The organism is Prevotella histicola (assembly GCF_055385135.1).
In genome coordinates, this window is the sequence record NZ_AP043793.1 from 1,591,574 (window position 1) to 1,611,228 (window position 19,655).

Annotated in this window: 11 protein-coding genes; 5 read left to right on the forward strand and 6 right to left on the reverse strand. The window is 41.1% G+C overall.

The window, feature by feature from the left end; translation table 11 throughout:
* Positions 1–34: 34 nt before the first annotated feature.
* Positions 35–2,050 carry a glycoside hydrolase family 16 protein gene (locus tag ACZ48L_RS06460; protein WP_025791335.1) on the forward strand — a complete coding sequence of 672 codons (2,016 nt, stop codon included), beginning with the start codon at positions 35–37 and terminating at the stop codon, positions 2,048–2,050.
* A gap of 482 nt (positions 2,051–2,532) precedes the next feature.
* Here ACZ48L_RS06460 and ACZ48L_RS06465 read toward each other — a convergent pair whose 3' ends face one another.
* The 5 genes from ACZ48L_RS06465 to ACZ48L_RS06485 form a co-directional block, all read right to left on the reverse strand.
* The gene (locus tag ACZ48L_RS06465) at positions 2,533–5,583 is read right to left on the reverse strand and encodes a glycoside hydrolase family 66 protein (RefSeq protein WP_044113821.1); all 3,051 of its coding nucleotides are present in this window, start codon (positions 5,581–5,583) and stop codon (positions 2,533–2,535) included.
* A gap of 285 nt (positions 5,584–5,868) precedes the next feature.
* A complete protein-coding gene (locus ACZ48L_RS06470; RefSeq protein ID WP_008823500.1) occupies positions 5,869–6,081 on the reverse strand; it encodes a hypothetical protein in 213 nt (70 codons plus the stop codon).
* A complete protein-coding gene (locus ACZ48L_RS06475; RefSeq protein WP_025791339.1) occupies positions 6,078–8,354 on the reverse strand; it encodes a leucine-rich repeat domain-containing protein in 2,277 nt (758 codons plus the stop codon). Before ACZ48L_RS06475 ends, ACZ48L_RS06470 begins: the two co-directional genes overlap by 4 nt.
* A 1,062-nt stretch (positions 8,355–9,416) precedes the next feature.
* On the reverse strand, positions 9,417–11,024 hold the full coding sequence (locus ACZ48L_RS06480) for a DUF6377 domain-containing protein (RefSeq protein WP_025791340.1): 1,608 nt from the start codon (positions 11,022–11,024) through the stop codon (positions 9,417–9,419).
* A 220-nt stretch (positions 11,025–11,244) separates the two neighbouring features.
* Entirely contained in the window at positions 11,245–13,383 is a 2,139-nt protein-coding gene (locus ACZ48L_RS06485; RefSeq protein ID WP_025791341.1) for a glycoside hydrolase family 97 protein, read from the reverse strand.
* A gap of 376 nt (positions 13,384–13,759) precedes the next feature.
* On the opposite strand from ACZ48L_RS06485, the gene ACZ48L_RS06490 reads away from it, so the two are divergent.
* Complete coding sequence (locus ACZ48L_RS06490; protein WP_008823505.1) at positions 13,760–14,314, forward strand: DUF3332 domain-containing protein; 555 nt, start codon at positions 13,760–13,762, stop codon at positions 14,312–14,314.
* Between the two features lie 596 nt (positions 14,315–14,910).
* Here ACZ48L_RS06490 and ACZ48L_RS06495 read toward each other — a convergent pair.
* Complete coding sequence (locus ACZ48L_RS06495; RefSeq protein WP_025791343.1) at positions 14,911–15,735, reverse strand: alpha/beta hydrolase; 825 nt, start codon at positions 15,733–15,735, stop codon at positions 14,911–14,913.
* 284 nt (positions 15,736–16,019) lie between these two features.
* On the opposite strand from ACZ48L_RS06495, the gene ACZ48L_RS06500 reads away from it, so the two are divergent.
* From ACZ48L_RS06500 to ACZ48L_RS06510, 3 genes are all read left to right on the forward strand, one after another.
* Positions 16,020–16,553, forward strand: coding sequence for an NUDIX domain-containing protein (locus tag ACZ48L_RS06500; protein ID WP_025791345.1), 534 nt, complete (start codon positions 16,020–16,022; stop codon positions 16,551–16,553).
* A gap of 107 nt (positions 16,554–16,660) precedes the next feature.
* Positions 16,661–18,997 (forward strand): type I DNA topoisomerase, encoded by a 2,337-nt coding sequence (gene topA, locus ACZ48L_RS06505; protein ID WP_025791346.1) that lies wholly within the window; start codon positions 16,661–16,663, stop codon positions 18,995–18,997.
* A gap of 86 nt (positions 18,998–19,083) precedes the next feature.
* The gene (locus tag ACZ48L_RS06510; protein ID WP_025791347.1) at positions 19,084–19,644 is read left to right on the forward strand and encodes a shikimate kinase; all 561 of its coding nucleotides are present in this window, start codon (positions 19,084–19,086) and stop codon (positions 19,642–19,644) included.
* The last annotated feature ends 11 nt before the right edge of the window (positions 19,645–19,655 follow it).

The window sequence follows — 19,655 nt, forward strand, 5'->3', positions numbered from 1 at the left end:
AGTAGCTAAATCCTACTCTATTACACATCAAAACATGAAAAAAATAGCAATTATTCTTTGTGGATTAGGGCTCGGACTCCTCAATCTATCCGCACAAGAGACAAAAGAAACAGTACCTCCACTGTCTGGTTGGAAGTACTATGGAGGAGATGAATTCAATGGTACAGCTATCAATAGGAAGCTGTGGGGTATCTATGGAGACAAGACGAGGGATTATTTCTTTGATGTTTATGGTAACAATAAGAACCAAGGTATGGCCCAAACTTATCGTGATAACATGATTAAAGTGCAAGATGGATTGGCAATAGTAAGGGCTACCCGCAGCAAAATCTTCACAGGATTAAGGAGCGATTATACGGAAAAGATGCGCTTCCCTCCTAAGCCTGGGCATGGTTACACAGACCATGGATGGTGGTCAGGGTTCTTATCCAGTAAGGATGCACAGACTGGTAATATGGATGAACAGAATAAAGAGATAGGCTGTTATTATCCTCTTTATTCGCGAATAGAGATAAAAGCCAAGATACCTTTCCGTATTGGGACATGGATGGCACTATGGTTGCGGCATTATACAGGGGCAAGTACGTTTGAAATTGACCTACAAGAGTTCTTCGTAAATGATGATCCTAAGGTTGACAGATATGACAAATACGAAAAGCATAGATACTACAATGCAAACAAAAACTTCCTGCATCAGTCGGTACATGGGATTGATTATCAAAGTGCAACAGATGAGAATCCTATTCCTAATAAACACAATAACAATGCATATGCAGACAGAGTAAAGGAAATTAAGTTTGATCCTTCAGAAGACTTTCATGTATATGGTGCACAAATTGACCCTCTTCCTACAGACTCAGGACGGCATTTGGCTGTTACATTCCTTCTGGATGGCAGGGTAAGGTCGGTCTTTTTGACATCAACAGATATTGTATCGAACCCTAAATCCAGTCATAAATATAGATACAATGCACTGTTAAGACCTGAATTCATGCCACATGGTATTGACCATGTATGGGATGTTGCAATAACAGGGGGTATTGGTGGTACGCCAGGAGACCATAATAGCGGTATTCTATACCCAGAAAGAGACCCTCAATATCATAATGATATCAACAAAACTCCAAAAGATTACATCATGGATATAGACTGGTTACGTGTCTATAAACGTGCAAATGAGCTTTTATGGGTTGGTGCTGTACCTCAAGGATGGGACTGGGAAACAACAACAGCAAAGATCAATTTATCTAAAGAAGTGCCTGTTGATCGGTTAGCAAAGTTGCAAGTTGGTGATAAGCTCATCTTAGATATAGATACTCTTCCTGCTAAAGACTTAACTGCTCCACCATGTACCGATCCGAATATGGGACCTGTCTGTGACCGGGATGCTGGACCTTCATCTATCGATATCTGCAATAAGAGCGGGAAAAGTATTGTGACTTTGAAACCTGAAGTCGCAAGAAATGACGCCCAAGTGACTTTCTATATCACAGATGAAGACATGCTTAACGCCTTAAAGGCAGATGGTTGTAGTATAATAGGACAGAATATTCGCTTGTTTTCTTTGGTAAGAGAGAAGAAAGATGACGGTATATGGAGTGGTTTCAAGCAAATAGATGATAATAATAAGGTGGTAATCCCAAAGACAATGTTTGATGGAGTAACAGAAAAACAGGCGTTGGAAGTTACTGTACGGGATGTTAAAAGGGATGCAAAGATTGTCCTACCGCAATGGAATGAAGCTGATAGAACTATTCCTTTAGTGGCTTCAAATGATGAGAAACAATACTATATCGCACTTGATAAGAACACCGTTAAGATGCTAAAAGACAACGGGTTGTATTTTACAGGAGCGGGATTTTACTTAAGAAGTATCAAATTAAAGAACAAGAAAGACTTGCCATTGGGAATCAAAAACATTACTTCACATAAGAAAGAAAACGAATCTGTGTATACGATGAGTGGGGTAAAGGTAAAAGAAACCAATGATAATAGCAAGTTAGCCCCTGGCATATACGTCACTAATGGAGCGAAATTCGTTGTGAAATAATTCCTGAATAGGGATTTAAAAGCTATAAAAACGCCATTAGCACTGAAGCTAATGGCGTTTTTATTGATCGTTACTGTCTGGTTGACCCTTCTGGTATTCGTTATTCATCAACGCCTTACTATATAGTTGATAACGTCAGAAACGAATACGTCATACTGTTTTCTACTTATGTGCTGCAGCCCAGCACCAGTGGAGCTGATGGTTAGCACCAGTGGGGCTAATGGTCAGCACTAGTGGAGCTGATGCCCAGCACCAGTCGTGTTTAGCGTTCAACACCTTCCGATATGCTACAGATGTGATAGCAGTTTATAATCAGAAGGATGTTGAAACACCAAAGGTGTGATGATTTTATCCAATCATAAAGGCCTCGTTTCCTTAAAAGTAATATGCAGAAACCTATTTAAAGATCACCCTGCGGAAGCCCTTATGTTGTTTAAATCCCTTCAGACAGTAATATTTATTAGTATGGAATGTCTGAACTTCTACTTGATAACAACTTTCTTACCCTTGTGGATATACACACCCTTGGTTGGTTTGTCAACCTTGATACCAGATACTGTATAGTAGCCATCATCGGTGTTGTTAGCATTATCGGTTGTTACATTCTCAATACCTGCAGTCACTGGAACCAGTGATAATACTGACTGTAAAGAGCTGGCAGCATCAGATGGGAATGAAAGATAAGCCTCACCGGCAGGTACGAAACCATAAGTCTTGTCGCTGAACTTATCACCCTGCAAAACATAATTGCGTGACTGAGCTGCTTGACTGCCAGGTTTAGCGCCATGCTCAACAACAATCATTGTCCAATACTTCAAAGAAGGCAGAGTAAACTTAACCACATCACGGTCCTGAGTAAACTTAACTTCCTGTGGAGCACCGCCCAATGCGTCTGGAGTAGCCACCCAAATACGAGTTACATTGCCCTCATCATAGAGTGTAACAGGTTCTTGAGTATACAAGTTTGGTTCGTTCATAACATCCTCTTTCACCTTGCTCTTATCTTTTTCTTCACCATTCTCAAGCTTTGAAAGACGCCATGTCAAACGGTTGGCATTTGTGAAATTTAATAGTTGGATCATAGTTTTGTTGTCTTTCTGAGTACTATAAGAGACAATCTTTCCTAACTCTGGCTCCCATGCTTTTACGTTTTTGCCTCCTATTTCCATAGTAACTGTCTTCTCAACATTACCATCTCTCAGATAGTTTTCATAGGCTGTTAGGAAGTCATAGTAAGTAACTAGACTATTCTCCAATGCGTTTTCTCTCTTTTTCCCAGCATCAGGGAAGTACTCAGTATACAGCATATGATCACCGCTTAGTTCGATATGTGCACCGCCCAAAGCAAATATTACAGCATCTGTAAAACGTACTAATGGTGTGTTAAATGGCTTAATCTGTCCGCCAACCTTATCCATATCAAGATTATCACGGCGGTAATTCATATAAGCAGCGAAGACTGTATTAAGCTTAGGATTCGCACTTTCTTCCCTATTACCCTTAATCGCATCTCGGAAACTAGTATACCAACGTTCACCTTCCCACATCTCGTTATATGCGAACTCTATGCTTCCTGAACCAACAATATTACGACGTCCATAGTTTGAAACGGAGTTCATGACAAGATACTTTTCGGGTTGTGCAGCCTTCATAGCTTTCAAGAACTTTGCAAAACCTTCATAAATCTCACGATCATCACGTCTGTTAGTATCGTCAGCATTATATAACCAATCTGTTCGTTTGCCTACTTGGTCTACATGGAAACCATCAAATGGAAGGTTTTTATATACTAAGTTAACAGAATCTGTCATATATTTAATCCAATGTTCATTTGAAGGATTCATCAGATAGATATTGGGCCACTCCTTATAAGCATTATAACAACCTTGTCGGAGTATACCTTCATCATACCAAATCATTCCCCATTCACGTCCATTCACTCCATCCTTATTGAGGTAATTGACACGAAAAGCTTCACCATTTAGTGTGTCTCCAGTTGCCCCATAGCAGAGATTATAGAACATACACTTGGCCCCTACGTTATGTAACTTACTAATGTAGTTGCGTAAAACATTAACAGAGATCTCACGATTAGCAAAATCCTTCCACGTACCATCGTTATCTTTCTTCCACATTCTATGATGTTGCCATTGCCAATCATAGAACTGTAAACCTGTAATATGATGACGAAGAAGAACGTTTACTTCTTTGTTCATTGTATTCATCTTGCTGTTTTGGAAATCAGACAAGAACCCATAACGAGGGAAACGCTTCCAATTAGAAGAAACATCTATACCGATAGTTGAAAGAACCTTATCCTTATCACCCTCTTTTACATAAACTTCAGCTAAGTAACCTTTGAAGTCGTCCTTAGGAACCTTCCATGTCCAAGACTTCTTACCACCTACATCTGCGGTGCCAACAACAGTATTGCCATGTAAGTAACGTACCTTTGCACCATTAGGGAATGTGATAAGGCTGAGTGTGAAGTTAACCATATCACCTGGTCTATAACGAACTTTATCTGTAGAAAGGAGCTTTGGTAAATAAGCATTTGTCCCATCTGACTTAAATCTTATTGCGTCAAGGTCTGACTTATTTGTCTCTACAACGACACCATCTGATGGGTTCAGAAGGTTGTCTTCATAGCTTTTACCATTGCTTGAGATGGTTAAATTATAGGTCTGACCTACATTTCCTTTAAGTATTAGACCCGTACCAGCAGCAACAGCACCAGTAACTGCCACCAACTTTATTGATGCATTGTTATTACGTTGAGCAACATAAGCTGTCAATCCAGGTGCTGATGAGAAATCAATGGCAAAGTCTCGAGAGAATGTTACATAGTTACTTGTAAGTACATAAGGGATCTTATCCTTTACTTTATTACCATAATAAGCCATCCCACTAACGCTATTGAAAGCGCTTGGGTTTACATAGATTGTGAAATCTTTAGGTGTATCGGCAAAGGTGCTACCCTCTATTGCAAGGCAATTATTACCAGAGTAATAGACACTTGAGAGCGAACGACAGCCGCAGAAGGACTGATCTCCAAAGCCTTCAAAGCCTGCAGGAAGTGCTATAGATGTCAAAGCTGTATTGGCAAAACTACGTTGACCGATTCTCTTGAGCGCATTTGATAACCTAACTACCGTTAGATTGCTACAATCTGTGAAGATGTAGCCATCCATTACCTCTACACTTGAGTTGTCAATTACCGTTGTCAAGCCCTGACATCTATTGAAAGCTGACCATTCAATCTTGGTGACTGAGCGAGGAATTGTCACCGATGTAATGTGGTTGTTACCTTCGAAGGCATTGTGACGAATGGCTGTTACCCGATAATTATGTCCATTGTTAGACACGCTTTCGGGGATGTCTACAGCGCCATTCACGCCATTACCTCCAACGACTTGGACCTCCGTTTGGGAAGTAGTCTCGTAGTTGATACCTTTCTTATTGAAGCTATCGGCAAATGAAACCAATGCTACAAACAAGGCAAGTGTCAACACGAATGTTTTCTTGATGTTCATGATTTTAAAATTGTTGATTGTAAAACTATATATTATAAATAGGCTATAATATTCGACTACTTTGTCATTACTTCCTTACCATTATGTATATATACACCTTAGATGTTCATGGTTGAGTCTCTATTTATAGTAGAGTTCTACTATACTACTGATAGTTTAAAGGCTTCAACCTTTCGTTTCCTTTGTTTCAGCATATCATTTTTTAATAAAAAAAGGCATCACCACTCCTTTACTCTTTCGAGTAATTTCTTTAGTGGTAATGCCTTCTTAAAAAATCTTTGGAACTTAGTCATCCCATACAGAATGCTTTCCTATTGAGACTACTCCAGTAGAATTGATATCTAACTGGTCATTGTTGTCATCCTCAAGCAGGACATGTGGTTTCGCAAGAGCAGAACCTGGGTCTGCTGGTGTGTCATCAAATGACAAGTCTAATAAGTGTCTCTCGAGTTTTATTGTTATCTGTTCTGTAACAGGTGTTATATAATTTCGTTTCATCTTATGATTACCTTTCTTCCGTTTTTAATGTAGATACCCTTCTCTGTTGGGTTGATGACACGTACACCTGAAAGTGTATAATAAACGTTGTCATTATCTTTCTTATTGCCTTCAACCGTGTTGATGCCTGCTGTCGCAGGATTATCATCAAGCTCTAATGCAAAGGAAACACTCTTTGCGCCCTGTACTCCAGCCTCATTCTGCTCATGAATATAAGCTCTACCACAATAGATGGTCTTTGCATTCTCTGATAAATGTAGCTTGTAATCAGGTTGTAATGTCCAGTTACTCTTACCATCAGCCTCTGTTTGATAAAGAAGTGTATCCTCACGTACAGGCATTACCTTGTTATCAGCAAGCTTTGTAGCTGCTGTTTCAGCAATACGGTAAGTGTAAGTAGTATTAGGTGTGCCAGCAAGGATTACTCCTTCATTAGCTGCAATGGCGTTAACCTTCGTCATCTTCAGAATCTTCTGAACTTTCGTTGGTTGTGTTACTTTGTATGTACTCTTGCCCACATAAGCCACCATAGCTTCACGACCGTTAGCTGCAACAAACTCTACTGGGAAGTCATGGGTCATGGTGGCATACTTAGTTGTCAATGTACGCTCGTAAGTATCCTTAAGGTTAAGTGCATTCCAAGCGGCATTTGCCTGATAAGCAGACAGCTTGCTTGCTTTCACATAGATATCCTTTGGGGTATTATCGAATGCATTAGCAGCCAAAGTTGCAGGGCTGTCCGCCAGGATATTAACGTATTTCAAGGCTGCACAACCATTGAAAGCATTGGCTTTAATTGTTGTTATTGAAGCAGGAAGTGTGATGAAAGGCAAGCTTGTACAACCTGCGAACATACCCTCAGATACATTATTTAATGGTTGAGAAGCATTAGAAGTGGCAGGGATTTCAACATACTTCAAGCCTGTACACATCATGAAAGCTTCTTTACCGATAGTCATATCACCCTTTAAGTGTACGCAGGTAAGACCGCTTTCTTGGAATGCATTAGTACCAAGAGTCTTAACAGATCCCTTGAAAAAGAACTTCTTCAATGCACCAGTAGACATAAAAGTACCGTCGCCGATGGTCTCCAATTTTGTGCCATAATCAACTGTTGCCAGACTCGTACAAGTACGGAATGCTTGTGCATCAATAGTCTTCAGCTCTGCTGGTAGCTTGATAGTTGTCAAAGCAGTACACTCATTGAAGGCGTTAGCACCAATCTTCGTGATGTTGTCCCATGCACCTGGCTGACTGGGAATACCTTTGATGGTTGTTAACTGATGACAACCCCAGAAAGTATTTGCAGGTATTTCTGTCACTGCAGCAGGCCATTCTACGGATGTAAGTGGTGTATGCCAGAACACTCCGGTATCCATCTTCTTGATTCTTGATAGGTCAACAGAAGTCAAGCTACTACACTCATAGAAGCAAGTTGCCCCTAACTCCTCTACAGATTGAGGTATTTGAGACCATGTAATCTTACTGCAACCGTAGAAAGCGCTATTGTTTAAGCGTTTTGGATTGAAGCCATTCCAATTGATTGTAGTTAAGTTCGTACAGTTTTTGAAGGTGAAACTTGATACATTACTTGAGGCATAGCTACTTGGAAAGGTGAAGGATGTAAGCGTTTCGCAGCCTTCAAACACACCGCCTTCTATGGAATTAGGAACATTATCGCCTAAGTAAGTGACTGAATTAGGAAGAGTAATAGACGCCAACTTCTTACAATTCAAGAATGCATGTGAGTCAATCTCCTTCAATTGGGATGTTCCATCCGTTGCTCCTTCAATGACAAAGGCTGTCATATTCACACATTCATCGAAGCAACGTGACTCGATATGCTGAACAGTCTTAGGAATAGTGATCTTTGTTATCTGACTTGTTACGCCCGAACCAGCTGCCCGAAAGAGGTTAGCACGAAGCATAATCACCTTATATGTAGCGTTACCTTGGAGTTGTCCGTTGTATGTAACAGCAGCCTGTACTGTTTCGGGAATAGTAATTTCTCCCGTCTTGCGCACTGATTGATAAAGAGCGTCGTTTAAAGCAGCAGTCTTTTCAGCTTCATTAGCTACACTAGTTTTAGTGGTCCAACCACAGAACTCTACAGTATTGTTCTGTGAGCCGATACTCTCGAAATGCTGAATACTGAACAACATGCCATTGTAAATGAACAGGTTGGCCTTTCGTTCGGCATCGGTTGGCTGAGAGTCAGCAAAGCATCCAATAGAGATGATTGTCAAAATTGCCAAAAGTAGTTTTCGTTTCATTGTTTGTTTGTACTTTATTTAATTGTTTAATGAGTTTTTTTGCGGCTTTAGTTCCCTTCAGGTTCACCCAAGTCTACTGATTAGATAGTCTTGAGTTGTTTCTGGAAATACGTCGTTATAATAATTTATCCATCAAGAAACTCCATGCAGTAGATGTATATGTCATACGCTGTGGATTGTTTCTGACTTCTGTCAAACGAATACAAAGTTATGAAATGTTAGATAGAAAGAATATCGATATGGATGTGAATATAAACATTTAGATAGTTATATACACTGTTAATCAGTGTGTTATGCCTGTTATTGTGATAGGTTTTTATAAAGAATATATAATCTAATAGCAAATAAAAAATGGCTATTTAAGCACAGATATGTATTAGTCTGAATGCTTAACTGCCAACTAAAGAAGTACGCACAGAGAATCTTTAAGTATTGAAATATGGCGAGGGTAGAGGACGAAGATGATCCTTTTTTGTAAAACTATTTACTCTTTCATTTTTAATAGGGCGTCTTTTGCATTCTAAAAGGGCGTCTTTTGCAATGTAAAAGATGCCCTTTTGCGTTGTAAAAGGTGCCCTTTTACATGGTAAAACATGCCCTTTTACAAGCCGTTTTGTAACTGTTTGAGTCTGTGGATGTTACAAAGTCGAAAAAAGAAGGTTTCCTCTTACTTTGCTCTTCCTTAGGCACTTTTATTTGTAAGGTTGTTTTACCATTCGTGTTGTCTTTACTTTCATGTTTTCTCTTACGGCATAATGTGTGATAGAAGAGCATGCAGCCCTTTGCTAGCCTACCTTTCCAGCTTGCCTCTTTACTAGATTCGGAGATAGGCTTCAAACCTTTATACTTCCTATGATGGCATAGTGTGGGATGTAGTCTTTGCTTCCTGATATCCCAAACATCCTACTTAACGCCGTTGATGATTGTGCATTGACACAAGAGAAAATGAATGAGAGTGAACTAAATGTGCTTATCGTATTAGTTCTTGTATAATGATGAAAGATATAATAGAAAAGAGTTCTGCCCATTTCTCACGAAAGAGAAATGGGCAGAAGAATGTTTTTATAACTGTAAGATTTGCTCATCAAAGCTGTCTGGATCCAGAGATTTCAGTCGGATTCGAGACCGATAAGCATATACTGTGGCTTTAGAACAGCGCAAGAAAGAGCAAATCAGCTCATTTTCTGTTACCCCCAGACGGATAAGAGCAAAGATACGGAGATCGGTTGACAGGTGTCCTGCTTGCTTCGGGATGATCTGTTCCTCTGGTTTCAGCAACGCATTGAACTTTTCAACGAAGTCTGGGAAGAGTCCAAGGAAGGTTTCGTCAAAGCTATTATAGAATGTTTCAAGCTCTCGATCGACAAAATCCTGAGATTTCAACGTCTCTAATAGCTCCGTTCGTTTGCCTGCAGTGAAGAGTCGATAGATGTGTTTCCGATAACTGTCAAGCTTATCAATGTATGTAGAACACTGTGCCAGGAAGCGTGTAATATACTCATCCTTGATCTGATTGGATTCCTTTAGCTGTTTATTTGTATTCGAAAGCTGTGTACGTACCACCTTTAATACAGCCATTTTACGGCGAATATAGATAATCATCACAAGGAGGAAGATTGATAACAACGTGATAACCACCAGCGCCAAGGTAAGCCAAATCATCCTCATGGTGGTTTCCCGCTCGTGTGATTTCAGTATAACCGGCCACACATCAGCCATAGCTATGGTGCGTTGGCGGGCATTACAGAAGATAGCATCATTCAGTGCATGGTCCATATAGGCGTAAGCACGCTGCGTATCGCCCTCATCAAAGAGGATGACGGCAAGTTGTTGCAGAGCGAGATACTCCTTTACGGAGTTGCGAAGGTCGGAAATTGCAGCTGCAATGAGGTACTGTTTCTCAGCTTCTGTGTTCTTCTGTCTGCCATACAATGTCGCAAGAGCATAGGCTATAAAGCCCATTCGGCGATCTCCAACATCCAGTTTTCGATAAGAATCTAATAGAATTTTCTTCGCTTGTTCGTCTTGATGATGGTTTACATATTGCTCAGCTCTCGACCATATATCAGGTTTATCGCTGTGAGCAAGCAGAGAATCGTTGCAACTCTTTGCTATTTGATTATAGTAATTCCGCTTTCCTGATGTCAATGCAGCACTAGCAAGTGACTCATACAGTGTCTTGCGGGTAGAGAAATAGTAGAAAAAGAGGTTTGGATCGAGCTGTTGAAGCTGGATGGAGTTGACAAAATCGCTGGCATCCTTCAGCTGTCCACCCTTCATCATGAGGTAAGCAAGGTTGAGTTTTGAGTCATCTATATACTTCTTATCGTTCATTTGCTGAGCCAATTGTAGCTTATGTTCAGCGTAAACAATCGCCGAATCAATACGATAAGAGGTATATAGATTGAAAATCTTATCACTCAGCTTGTATCGTTCCTCCTTTGTTCGGGCAGCTTTATACTGCTTTTTCACTTTGAGAATCTCATTTTCAAAGTGCTTATCATAGCTTGCAGACATGGCAATCTCCCTGTCGAGGTCGTCAAGTGTCGGCATTGGTCTGTTGTTTTGGGCATGTAATAAGAACGCAGAGAAGACTGCTATAACTGTAGCAAGCCCTCTACCTTTCATCATTCTTAGATGATTCTGTTGTTTTAAATCCTCTTTTTTCATTAGTCGTCGACTCTATTCAAGGTTCTTAAACCTCTTTTTGGGTTTGTATTGTGTTGTGTTGCAGAGTTCCCTTCATAGAAGGGAGAGAGATGAAAAGGCAATCTGTAGGGAGTATTAGCATTGAGTATGTCTCTTTTTCTGATGTAGTAGACGTACTTACTGTGCGTCCCTACAGATTGCGTTCTATATATAATAAGGTGTTATTCCTTATTGATTGCTCTTAAAGAGCCTTAACACTGATGGCAAAACCACCACCGCGAACTTCGTTCAACTTAAGAACGTCGCCCTTCTTTACAGTACGTTTGGTGATTGTGTAAGCCTTAGGATTCTTCTCAAAGTCGGCATCTTTAGCATCAGCATAGATGGTTGCTTCATACTTACGACCCTTATCCAGGAAGTCAAGCTTCACAATACTCTGGTGAGGTTGTAGTCCTGTTTTACCTCCAATGAACCAGTTGTTAGTGCCTTTTGCCTTACGTGCAACGGTAACATAGCGTGCTGGCTCAGCTTCAAGATAACGACTGTCATCCCAATCGCAGGCTACATCCTTAATGAACTGGAAGGCATCGTTGTACTTCTTGTAGTTCTCTGGGAGGTCAGCAGCCATCTGGAGTGGACTGTACATCGTAAGATAGAGTGCGAGCTGACCAACGAGTGTGGTGTGAACCCAGCTCTTGTTGTTGCACCATGTTGAGAGTTGAGTCTCAAGAATACCAGGAGTATAATCCATAGGACCGCCCTGCAGACGTGTGAAAGGAAGTATTACAGTATGGTTTGGATCGTTACCACCGAATGCTTCGTACTCTGTTCCGCGTGCAGACTCATTGCCAACGAGGTTAGGATAAGTACGACAAAGACCAGTAGGGCGTGTTGCCTCATGACCATTTACCATGATATGGTGCTTTGCAGCCTCCTTTATTACGTAGAGATAGTGCTTGTTCATAGACTGTGAATAGTGATGATCACCACGTGGAATGATGTCACCAACATAGCCAGTCTTCACTGCGTCATATCCATATTTGTTCATTAAGTTGTATGCTTCCTCCATGTGTCGCTCGTAATTCTGCGTACTTGATGAGGTCTCATGGTGCATCATAAGCTTCACACCCTTTGAGTGTGCATACTCATTGAGGCCCTTCAGATCGAAATCTGGGTATGGAGTAACGAAGTCGAAGACGTAATCTTTCCAATGACCGAACCAGTCTTCCCATCCAATGTTCCATCCTTCAACCAGCACTTGTTGCAAACCATTCTCTGCTGCGAAGTCAATGTACTTCTTCACATTGGCTGTATTAGCAGGGTGATGACCGTTTGGTTTAGCATGAGCGTAGTCAGTTAAGCCCAGTTTTACAGAGCTAAACTCATCCGTATAAGCCCAAGACTTACCGCCGGCAATCATCTCCCACCATACACCACAGTACTTTGTAGGATGAATCCAAGAGGTATCTTCAAGCTTACAAGGCTCATTGAGGTTCAGGATAAGGTTACTTGACAGCATGTCACGAGCGTCATCACTGACCATAACCGTACGCCATGGTGTCTCACAAGGCGTCTGCATGAAACCCTTCATACCGGTTGCATCAGGTGTAAGCCATGACTCAAATACCATGTTTTTGTCGTCAAGGTTCAAGTGCATGGTAGCATAGTCAGCGCAAGCTGCTTCATGAATGTTGATGTAAAGACCATCCTTTGACTTCATTTGGAGGGAAGTCTGAACGCCAGTATCAGAGAAAACTGATACAGAAGAGTTGTTCCAGTTCACTGCATCATGGAATCTTGAGCGTATTTCAGAGAGCTTTGACTCCTGTGTTTCCTGCTCTTGAGTGTCATAATCGCCTGGAAGCCACCATGCTGTATGGTCACCCGCCATGGCAAACTGTGTGTGCTCGTCTTTGATAACAAAGTAATTCAGCTCTGGTTGCAATGGGAATTCATAACGTAAGCCCATTCCATCGTCATAAACACGGAACCGAATGACAATATTTCGTTTGCTACTTGGCTGGTTAAGGTCTACTTCCAACTCGTTATAATGGTTGCGTATCGTAGCCGTTTCACCCCAAACAGGCTTCCATGTCTCATCAAAAGTTGTCGTCTTGGTATTGGTTTTCTGGAATCCATCCATCAAACTTGTTTCTTCCAAGCCCTTACTTGCATGTTTATCCTTAGCCAATTCCAACCCTAAGTGTGAAGGTTTGACCACAGTCTTGCCCTTATAAGTCATTTCATAGGTTGGTACACCGTTCCCAGTCAGCGAGAACGTCACGGCAATATTGCCGTTTGGCGACTTTACCGTCTGTGCATTGGTGAAAGTAGCCATCCCCATCAGAAGCCCAATGAGGGCGATGTTGGTTTTTTTCATTGTTTTGTTAAAGTATGATTGATTATGTTTGTTTTAAGCCACGTTAGCTGCAAAGATAATAAAAAAAACTCAGTGAACATTCTTTTTAACATTATAACTGCGAAAAAAGTAAATTGTTGTCTTCTGTTTCCTTGATATTTATGACATTAATGAAGTATAATGAAGATATCTTTATCGGTAAAGATAGAGGAGAACAGAGCTTGTAAACGCTTAAAATTCAGCATACTGTAAATTATTAGAAATTATGTTAAGTGTAACGATTATCTATCTTGAAAACTTTTATCTTTGCAGTATTAAGCGATAGGCTGGTGTTTCCTGCCGACCTTTTACTGGCAACAAAAAAGATTAGTATTCAATAAATAAACAACCAAAAAGAATGAAAACGAAAGGATTAAAATCAACAGTATGCTTGTTTATGGCAGCAATTACGATGAGTTCATGCGTTGGATCATTTGCTTTGTTCAATAAACTGGCACGCTGGAATAAGCATGCAACAAACTCTAAGTTCCTCAATGAGATTATCTTCATTGCCATTTCTCCTGCTTATGTGTTCTGTGGTGCTGCGGACATGTTGGTGGTTAACTCTATTGAGTTCTGGTCAGGAAAGAACCCTGTTGCCAACCGTGTGGGCAAAACTGAGAATATTAAGGGTGACGATGGACTGATGTATGCCGTAAAATACTTGGAGGATGGCTATCAGATTACTAAGCCAGACGGCAGTGTTCTCTACTTTACTTATAATAAACAGGAGGATACTTGGTACATGAATGCTGAGGGTAAAGAGAAGAAAATCATCCATTTCAACGGTGATGGTACCATCAAGACCTTCCTTAACAATGGTCTCACGGTTGACATTACACCTGATGCTGCTGGACTTTACGAACTAAAGCAGGCACAGGCTGGTACCAGTTTCTTTATGGCAAGACGATAAAGCAGACTACAGGAGATGTAATTATAAGGCTCCCAAACTTATCCTGTTTTTCTCCCTCAGGTTGTCCTTCATGGAAAGGAACACCTGAGGGAGTGTTTTGTTAGACTGTCTTGTCGAGGAAGGAATATTAAGTTTGGGGAGTCGAAAGGGAACAAACGTCTAGCAGTAAAATAACCTTACACTTTGCGAGGCGTACGAAAGTGTGAAATGAATGAAAACCTTCTTTTTGCGACTTTGTAACCTTCACAGAATCAAAAGGTTACAGAGAGGCTTGTAAAAGGGCATGTTTTACGATGTAAAAGGGCGTCTTTTACAACGCAAAAGGGCATCTTTTACATTGCAAAAGGTGCCCTTTTAGAATGCAAAAGACGCCCTTCTGAAAAGTGAATGGGATTTTTCTTGACAAAAGAAGTAGGTTTTGGGTAGTATGAAGTATGACTCCGTTTTTTGCAAAGGCTGCATCATGGGAGCATAAACGATAAGCGGGTGCCTTGTGGAAATCCACAAAACACCCGCTTATTCTTTCCTGTATGCAGCGTATTACTCCATACAGTGTGAGGGAGTGATCCCTCTGATATGTTTCAAAAATGAATGAATTAAAAACTCTTCAACCAAGCTTTGAGGTCCATCATCATTTCCTCATGATAACGGAAACCTATCTTGCTGCCCCATCCATGACCACCTCCGGGATAGACGTGGAGCGATGCACGGACATCATTCCGATAGAGTTCCATATAATAATTCACACCGTTTGCAGGTGGAACAGTGTCGTCATCGTCGCTGAGAGCAATGAATGCGCGTGGTGTAACACGGCTTACATTCATGTCAGCACTGTACTTTTTCTCGTCACGCTTGGATGGTCGCTTGCCCAAGAAGTTGATTCTGCTACCTTCATGACCATATCCTTCCATCATAGAGATGACAGGATAGAAGAGAATCTGGAAGTTTGGCTTAGCCTCTCCCTGGCTTTGTGTAGCGATGGTTGCCGCTAAGTGCGCTCCTGCAGAGAACCCCATGATGCCAACGTCATTCCGATTTATTTTCCATCCGGTTGCATTCAGACGTACAAGTTTCATAGCTTGTTCAGCGTCAGAGATAGGAACATTGGGCTCACCATGTGGCATGCGATACTTCAAAACAATGGCTGCTATGCCCATATTCTGGAAGTATTCTCCCCAGTCATAGCCTTCTTTTTCCATTGAAAGTGAGGAATATCCACCGCCAGGACAAATGACAACAGCCCTTCCTGTTGCCTCCTTCTCATAGGGAAGGAATACGCGCACCTTTGCAGTGTCCTGTGAATCGCCGTTATCGTATGGTGGACGACTATTGTAAAGTTTCACATCAAAACTTCTCTGAGCCGACATTGACATAGCAATGGCAGCCATTCCAAGAGTTAGGAAGATTTTTCTTAATTTCATTCTGTACAATGTTTAGTTATGTTTTTCAAGCCCACATTCAATCTTTCAACGCATTTATGGGCTGAATAAAACGTCTCATTAGGGGTCTATATTTTGCAAAGTTAACAAAAATATACTGTTTAGAGGGTGGAAGTTTAGAGTTTTTAGTATATTTGCAGTCGGATATAGGAAAAGTGATTTGTTTCTAAACGAATTTTAATAATTCGGTATTTCTGTTAACAACCATTTCAGAAGCACTACCGTAAAGGCTATATTCGTATGTCGTTATTACCCAATATTCTATTATGCACGTATTAGAGAAGTTCCAATATTGCCCTGTATGCGGTAGTAAACATTTTGTAGAACAGACTGAAAAGAGTAAGCGTTGTGAGAGTTGTGGCTTTGAGTATTTCCTCAATCCAAGCTCAGCTGTTGCAGCTTTCATCCTGAATGAGAAGGGAGAATTGCTGGTAACGCAGCGTAGATATGACCCAGGAAAGGGGACTCTTGACCTTCCTGGTGGCTTTTGTGACATTGGTGAGACCGTCTTGGAGGCGTTACGACGTGAAGTAAAGGAGGAAACCAATCTTGAGATACAGGATGTTAGGTATTTCTGTTCATTGCCTAATAAGTATCGTTATAGTGGCTTTGATGTCCCTACGCTCGATACGTTCTTTATTTGTCAACCCGTAGATGCCAGCGTTCTTAGTGCAGCTGATGATGTGAAGGAAGCCCTCTGGATACCTTTAGAAGATATTCATACGGAGCAATTCGGTCTTCGTTCTATTCGACAAGCACTCCATGACTTCCTCCAAAGTAAAGCTGGTGAGATGAAATAACCTACGGGTGAAAACTTAAAAAAGTAGAAATTTTGCCTATTATATAAGGTGTAAGAGAAAAGATTGATTACTTTTGCGTCCTTGAAAAAATGTATAAGTTTGATTATATGCAAGAAAACCTGGTAATAGTAGAGAGCCCTGCAAAGGCAAAAACAATAGAGAAGTTCCTTGGAAAAGATTACAAGGTGATGTCATCTTATGGGCATATCCGTGATCTAAAGAAGAAGGAATTGAGCATTGACCTTGATACGTTGAATCCCGATTATGAAATTCCTGAAGAGAAAAAGAAGGTTGTCAGCGAGCTGAAGAAGAACGCTAAGGCGGCAAAAAAGATATGGCTTGCATCCGATGAGGACCGTGAAGGAGAAGCAATCAGTTGGCATTTGTGTGAAGTCTTGGGACTTGACGAGGCAAATACGAACCGTATTGTCTTTCATGAGATAACCAAACCAGCGATTCTGAAGGCAATTGAGACGCCAAGACACCTGGATATGAATCTTGTTAATGCGCAACAAGCACGCCGAGTGTTGGACCGTTTGGTTGGTTTTCGCCTCTCTCCAGTTCTATGGCGTAAGGTTAAGCCAGCGTTAAGTGCGGGACGTGTGCAGAGTGTAGCCGTCCGTTTAATCGTAGAACGTGAACGTGAGATCCAGAATTTCGTGTCAGAACCTTATTATAGGGTGAATGCTGTCTTTGCAGTAACAAGTGATGACGGAGCAAAGAACGAAGTAAAAGCTGAATTAAGCAATCGTTTTAAAACACATGAGGAAGCTCTTGCATTCCTAGAGGAGTGTAAAAAGTCAAAATTTACGGTTTCATCGATAACGAAAAAGCCATTGAAGCGTACGCCAGCTCCTCCTTTTACAACCTCAACTTTGCAACAAGAGGCTGCTAGAAAGCTTGGCTTTACGGTTAGTCAGACAATGATGGTGGCACAAAGACTGTATGAGGCAGGACGTATTACATACATGCGTACTGACAGTGTCAACCTTTCTTCATTGGCAATCAATACCAGTAAGGATGAAATAGTACGTCTTTACGGTGAAGAATATAGTAAGGTCAGGATGTATCATACGCATAGTAAAGGAGCACAGGAGGCCCATGAAGCTATCCGACCAACCTATATAGATAATGTTTCGATTGAAGGGACAAGTCAGGAAAAGCGCCTTTATGACCTTATTTGGAAACGTACGATTGCTTCACAGATGGCTGATGCTCAGATAGAAAAGACTACTGTAAACATCGCTATGGAGTCAGAAGATGGGAAGACAACGAATGATTTGCAGTTCATTGCCAATGGTGAGGTGGTCGCTTTTGAGGGTTTCTTAAAGGTATACCATGAGTCTACTGATGATGAAGACGCTGGTGAGGAATTCTCTCATGCACTTCCTATAATGCATGAGGGTGAAGAATTGGAGCGTCGGGAGATTGTTTCTACAGAAAGATACTCACAAAGTCCAAACCGATATACAGAAGCTAGCCTCGTCCGCAAGCTGGAAGAACTGGGAATTGGTCGTCCTTCAACCTATGCACCGACAATCTCTACTATCCAACAGAGGGACTATGTGCATAAAGGTGACCGTAAAGGGGAAGAAAGAAAGTACGCAGTTGACTCTCTCTTAGGCTTGAAAATTACGTCAAAGACCAAGAAAGAGATGGCTGGAGCAGATAAAGGTAAACTGATTCCAACGGATATCGGTATGGTCGTGAATGACTTCTTGATGGAAAACTTCCCTGAAATCATGGACTATAACTTCACTGCTAAGGTGGAACAGGAGTTCGATAAGATCGCAGAAGGGAAGGCTGAATGGAACAAAGAGATGAAAGTTTTCTATCAAGGGTTTGAACCTGAGGTGGAAAAGGTGATGAATGCACGTTCAGAACATAAGGCTGGAGAACGTGAATTGGGTATTGATCCTGCTACAGGGAAGCCTGTTTTCGTCAAGATCGGGCGTTTTGGACCTGTCGTTCAGATTGGAACTGCAGAAGATGAAGACAAACCTCGCTTCTCACAGTTGCCTTCTGACAAGAGCATGGAGACCATAACGTTGGATGAAGCATTAGAACTTTTTAAGCTACCACGTACTGTTGGACAGTTTGAAGGTACTGATGTTGTTATTGGTGCAGGACGTTTCGGCCCTTATGTATTGCATAATAAGAAATATGTTTCTCTTCCTAAAGATGAGAATCCGATGACGATTACTCTTGATGCAGCGATCAATCTTATTCAAAAGAAACGCCTTCAGGAAGCTCAACGTCACTTGAAAACCTTTGAAGAGGATGCTAATATGGAAGTGATGAATGGTCGTTATGGTCCTTATATAGCATATAATGGAAAGAATTACCGTATGCCAAAGGCCCTACATGAGAAAGCTTCAGAACTTACTTATGAGCAATGTATGGACATTGTAAACAATGCTCCAGAGCCAAAACGGAAGAAATAAGACGGAAAAAGCTTCTTCTGTAGAGAGCAAAAAAATATCTGTCTACTGCTTATGAAAGGGTAGACAGACCTCCAAATCTCGTGGATATGACAGACAACAAGGCCGAGAAGATACCACTTCGGATTATCCTTATTGGGTATATGGGAGCTGGAAAGACGACTGTAGGTAAGGCGTTGTCGAAGGAACTTGGTATCCCTTTCTATGATTTAGATTGGTATATTGAGAGCAGAATGTATAAAACTGTGAAGCAAATCTTCGATGAAAAGGGAGAAGATGGCTTCCGTAAGGTGGAGCAAGCGATGCTCCATGAGGTGGCAGAGTTTGAAAATGTGATCATCTCTTGTGGTGGTGGTACTCCTTGTTTCTTTGATAATATGGATTATATGAACGCCCAAGGAGAGACCGTTTATCTGAAGGCTGTACCTGAAGTCCTCCATGGTCACTTGGTAATGGGTAAGTCCGTGCGCCCATTATTGTTGAATAAAACACCAGAACAGGTCGATGTTTTCATTCGTGAACAGCTGAAACTGCGTGAGCCTTTCTATACTAAGGCAAAGTATACGTTGGATGTGAGCCTGATGGATAATTATGAAAAGATACAACTTTCGGTGGAAAAGCTCCGCCATTTATTAAATATAGAGAACTGATTTACCAGGGA